Origin of the sequence: uncultured Aquimarina sp. (assembly GCF_947500065.1) — a bacterium.
Taxonomy (GTDB): Bacteria; Bacteroidota; Bacteroidia; order Flavobacteriales; family Flavobacteriaceae; genus Aquimarina.
The window spans coordinates 1-5,405 of record NZ_CANMQT010000027.1 but is presented as its reverse complement, the minus strand read 5'-3'; the positions used below and the strand labels follow the sequence as shown (position 1 = coordinate 5,405).

Sequence of the window (5,405 nt, the reverse complement as noted above, 5' to 3'; positions counted from 1 at the left end):
ATTAAGTTTTACAACTTATTACTTTATACTAAGCACTTACTACTAAGATAATAAGTTAACATATTGATTTAAATTGAATCGAGTTTATTGTATTAAAGAGCTGTATCACTAAAAAGAAGCTATCAAAGCAATTCTCCACCTTGGTATCGATTGCTCAATACCAAGGTGTGCGCATAAGCCTATGGGTTATTAGTACTACTCGGCTATGACATTACTGCCTTTACACCTATAGCCTATCAACGTGGTAGTCTCCCACGACCCTTTAAAGAAATCTCATCTTGTGGTGGGTTTCGCGCTTATATGCTTTCAGCGCTTATCCCTTCCGAACGTAGCTACTCTGCAATGCTCCTGGCGGAACAACAGATACACCAGCGGTTCGTCCAACTCGGTCCTCTCGTACTAAAGTCAGATCCACTCAAATTTCTAACGCCCACTGTAGATAGAGACCGAACTGTCTCACGACGTTCTGAACCCAGCTCGCGTGCCACTTTAATGGGCGAACAGCCCAACCCTTGGGACCTTCTCCAGCCCCAGGATGTGACGAGCCGACATCGAGGTGCCAAACCCCCCCGTCGATGTGAGCTCTTGGGGGAGATCAGCCTGTTATCCCCGGAGTACCTTTTATCCTTTGAGCGATGGCCCTTCCATGCGGAACCACCGGATCACTATGCTCTACTTTCGTACCTGATCGACCTGTATGTCTCTCAGTCAAGCCTGCTTATGCCATTGCACTCTACGCACGATTACCAACCGTACTGAGCAGACCTTTAGAAGCCTCCGTTACTCTTTTGGAGGCGACCACCCCAGTCAAACTACCCACCAAGCACTGTCCATCTCACGATGTTAGGCTTCGAATAAGCAAAGGGTGGTATTTCAACAATGACTCCTCAACGCCTGGCGACGCCAATTCAAAGTCTCCCACCTATCCTACACATTACTTATCCAAAGTCAATACTAAGCTATAGTAAAGGTTCACAGGGTCTTTTCGTCCCACAGCGGGTAACCGGCATCTTCACCGATACTACAATTTCACCGAGCTCATGGCTGAGACAGTGTCCAGATCGTTGCACCATTCGTGCAGGTCGGAACTTACCCGACAAGGAATTTCGCTACCTTAGGACCGTTATAGTTACGGCCGCCGTTTACCGGGGCTTCAATTCAGATCTTCGCCGAAGCTAAACCCTCCTCTTAACCTTCCGGCACCGGGCAGGTGTCAGGCCATATACATCATATTTCTATTTAGCATAGCCCTGTGTTTTTGATAAACAGTCGCCTGGACCTCTTCACTGCGGCCCCACCGAAGTGGGGCGACCCTTCTCCCGAAGTTACGGGTCGATTTTGCCTAGTTCCTTAGCCATGAATCTCTCGAGCACCTTAGAATTCTCATCCCAACTACCTGTGTCGGTTTAGGGTACGGGCTGCTTCACTTGTTTTTCTTGGAAGTCGCTTCTCTGGATTATCACATTGACCGAAGTCTCTGTGTACTATCGCCGTGTTACCACTGGCTTCAACGAACTATTCCGTCAGTTCGCACCAAATATACGCCTCCGTCACTTTTAGCGTGAGCAGGTACAGGAATATTAACCTGTTGTCCATCCACTACCCCTTTCGGGTTCGCGTTAGGTCCCGACTAACCCTCAGCTGATTAGCATAGCTGAGGAAACCTTAGTCTTTCGGTGTGCGGGTTTCTCGCCCGCATTATCGTTACTTATGCCTACATTTTCTTTTGTAGCTGCTCCAGCAAGAATCGCCTCTCACCTTCAACGCCACTACAATGCTCCCCTACCACTTCTTACGAAGTCCATAGCTTCGGTAATATGTTTATGCCCGATTATTATCCATGCCGAACCGCTCGACTAGTGAGCTGTTACGCACTCTTTAAATGAATGGCTGCTTCCAAGCCAACATCCTAGCTGTCTAAGCAGTTCAACCTCGTTTATTCAACTTAACATATATTTAGGGACCTTAGCTGATGGTCTGGGTTCTTTCCCTCTCGGACATGGACCTTAGCACCCATGCCCTCACTGCTGATTAACATTTTATAGCATTCGGAGTTTGTCAGGAATTGGTAGGCGGTGAAGCCCCCGCATCCAATCAGTAGCTCTACCTCTATAAAACTATAAATCAACGCTGCACCTAAATGCATTTCGGGGAGTACGAGCTATTTCCGAGTTTGATTGGCCTTTCACCCCTACCCTCAGGTCATCCCAAGACTTTTCAACGTCAACGGGTTCGGTCCTCCACTTTGGGTTAACAAAGCTTCAACCTGCCCAAGGGTAGATCACACGGTTTCGCGTCTACTACTACTAACTCAGTCGCCCTATTCAGACTCGCTTTCGCTACGGCTGCGGTTCTTAAAACCTTAACCTTGCTAGTAAAAGTAACTCGTAGGCTCATTATGCAAAAGGCACGCCGTCAGCCCGAAGGCCTCCGACCGCTTGTAAGCGTATGGTTTCAGGATCTATTTCACTCCCTTATTCAGGGTTCTTTTCACCTTTCCCTCACGGTACTGGTTCACTATCGGTCTCTCAGGAGTATTTAGCCTTATGGGATGGTCCCCACTGATTCATACAGGATTACACGTGTCCCGCACTACTCAGGATACCACTAAATCAATATATCTTACCTATACGGGACTATCACCCTCTTTGGTCGCTCTTTCCAAAGCGTTCTAATTCAATATACATCTTATATCGTGGTCCTACAACCCCAGCATTGCCGTAACAATACTGGTTTGGGCTAATCCGCGTTCGCTCGCCACTACTAACGGAATCACTATTGTTTTCTTCTCCTCCGGGTACTTAGATGTTTCAGTTCTCCGGGTTCGCTCCTATTGCTAGGTGATATATCTTCAATATACCGGGTTGCCCCATTCGGATATCTGCGGATCATAGTGTATGTGCCACTCCCCACAGCTTTTCGCAGCTTATCACGTCCTTCATCGCCTCTGAGAGCCTAGGCATTCCCCATACGCCCTTAATTAGCTTATGCGTCTTTGCTTTAACTTGCTCTTTTAGTTTTTGATGATAAATAAATATCATCACTCTTTAATTTGTATCACTAATTATTCTCTCTCAAGAACAATTAATGCTCGTATTCTTTAAATCAATATGTCAATGAACGTTTTTCTTGTCAAACAGCATAAAAATGATGATCATAAATACTTTTTCAATTGAATGAATCCTGTGATTTATAAACTATCAACTACTACACCTAAAGAATTGTGGAGAATATCGGAGTCGAACCGATGACCTCCTGCGTGCAAGGCAGGCGCTCTAGCCAGCTGAGCTAATCCCCCATTATTTGAAATTCAGAATTACGAATTTAGAATTACGAATAATGTGACTTAAACTCTATCTTCTAGAATTTCCTTTTCAATAATATAATTATGAACGTATTTTAAGTCTTGCGACTTTGTAGTCTCAGGCAGACTCGAACTGCCGACCTCTACATTATCAGTGTAGCGCTCTAACCAGCTGAGCTATGAGACTTTACTATAGTAATGAGTAATTAGTAGTCAGTAATTAGATAAAACCTAACTTAATGACACTTAATACTTAATACTCGGTACTCAATACTAAACAAAATAATTAATTAACAGCTTAAGACTAAAAACACTCCGAAATAACAATTCCTGAGTATCGTCTTTCTCTAGAAAGGAGGTGTTCCAGCCGCACCTTCCGGTACGGCTACCTTGTTACGACTTAGCCCCAGTTACCAGTTTTACCCTAGGCCGCTCCTTACGGTGACGGACTTCAGGTACCCCCAGCTTCCATGGCTTGACGGGCGGTGTGTACAAGGCCCGGGAACGTATTCACCGGATCATGGCTGATATCCGATTACTAGCGATTCCAGCTTCACGGAGTCGAGTTGCAGACTCCGATCCGAACTGTGATAGGTTTTATAGATTCGCTCCTTGTCACCAAGTGGCTGCTCTCTGTACCTACCATTGTAGCACGTGTGTGGCCCAGGACGTAAGGGCCGTGATGATTTGACGTCATCCCCACCTTCCTCGCGGTTTGCACCGGCAGTCTTGTTAGAGTTCCCGACATTACTCGCTGGCAACTAACAACAGGGGTTGCGCTCGTTATAGGACTTAACCTGACACCTCACGGCACGAGCTGACGACAACCATGCAGCACCTTGTAAATTGTCCGAAGAAAAGTCTATCTCTAAACCTGTCAATCTACATTTAAGCCCTGGTAAGGTTCCTCGCGTATCATCGAATTAAACCACATGCTCCACCGCTTGTGCGGGCCCCCGTCAATTCCTTTGAGTTTCATTCTTGCGAACGTACTCCCCAGGTGGGTTACTTATCACTTTCGCTTAGCCACTCAGACCGAAGTCCGAACAGCTAGTAACCATCGTTTACGGCGTGGACTACCAGGGTATCTAATCCTGTTCGCTACCCACGCTTTCGTCCCTTAGCGTCAATACATTATTAGTGATCTGCCTTCGCAATCGGTATTCTAAGTAATATCTATGCATTTCACCGCTACACTACTTATTCTAACCACTTCATAATGATTCAAGACTTGCAGTATCAATGGCAATTTTCCGGTTGAGCCGAAAACTTTCACCACTGACTTACAAACCCGCCTACGGACCCTTTAAACCCAATGATTCCGGATAACGCTTGGATCCTCCGTATTACCGCGGCTGCTGGCACGGAGTTAGCCGATCCTTATTCGTAGAGTACCGTCAAACCGATATACATATCGGGGTTTCTTCCTCTATAAAAGTAGTTTACAACCCATAGGGCAGTCTTCCTACACGCGGCATGGCTGGATCAGAGTTGCCTCCATTGTCCAATATTCCTCACTGCTGCCTCCCGTAGGAGTCTGGTCCGTGTCTCAGTACCAGTGTGGGGGATCCCCCTCTCAGGGCCCCTATCTATCGATGTCTTGGTAAGCCGTTACCTTACCAACTAACTAATAGAACGCATAGCCATCTTATAGCAATAAATCTTTAATCCTTAATGAATGCTCACTTAGGATACTATAAGGTATTAATCCAAATTTCTCTGGGCTATCCCTTACTATAAGGTAGGTTCTATACGCGTTACGCACCCGTGCGCCGGTCGTCATCTGTAGCAAGCTACAATGTTACCCCTCGACTTGCATGTGTTAAGCCTGCCGCTAGCGTTCATCCTGAGCCAGGATCAAACTCTTCATCGTGTAATCTTAAATATTATTTAACAATAACACAGGAATTTTAATCGTAATCTCAAAAATGCTTCTAGTCTTAATTCTTATTCGTATATATAATCGTAAATAAATACAACCATAATACGCGCTGTCAATCAATATATCAATGAACTCTTTTAACTAACCTAACACAATCTTCATTGCCGGTCGTTAATCGCTAATTATTAAGGAATCGAACCCTAAAAATGAACCTAATCA

General features: G+C 45.4%; 2 tRNA genes and 2 rRNA genes. All 4 read right to left on the bottom strand.

The window, feature by feature from the left end:
* Nucleotides 1–169: 169 nt before the first annotated feature.
* Nucleotides 170–2,991, bottom strand: a 23S ribosomal RNA gene (locus Q0975_RS28215).
* 233 nt (nt 2,992–3,224) lie between these two features.
* Nucleotides 3,225–3,298: transfer RNA gene (locus Q0975_RS28210), tRNA-Ala, on the bottom strand.
* 119 nt (nt 3,299–3,417) lie between these two features.
* Nucleotides 3,418–3,491: transfer RNA gene (locus tag Q0975_RS28205), tRNA-Ile, on the bottom strand.
* A gap of 164 nt (nt 3,492–3,655) precedes the next feature.
* Nucleotides 3,656–5,177 (bottom strand): 16S ribosomal RNA (locus Q0975_RS28200).
* Together the 16S and 23S rRNA genes with 2 tRNA genes alongside form the textbook arrangement of a ribosomal RNA operon.
* Nucleotides 5,178–5,405 lie beyond the last annotated feature (228 nt).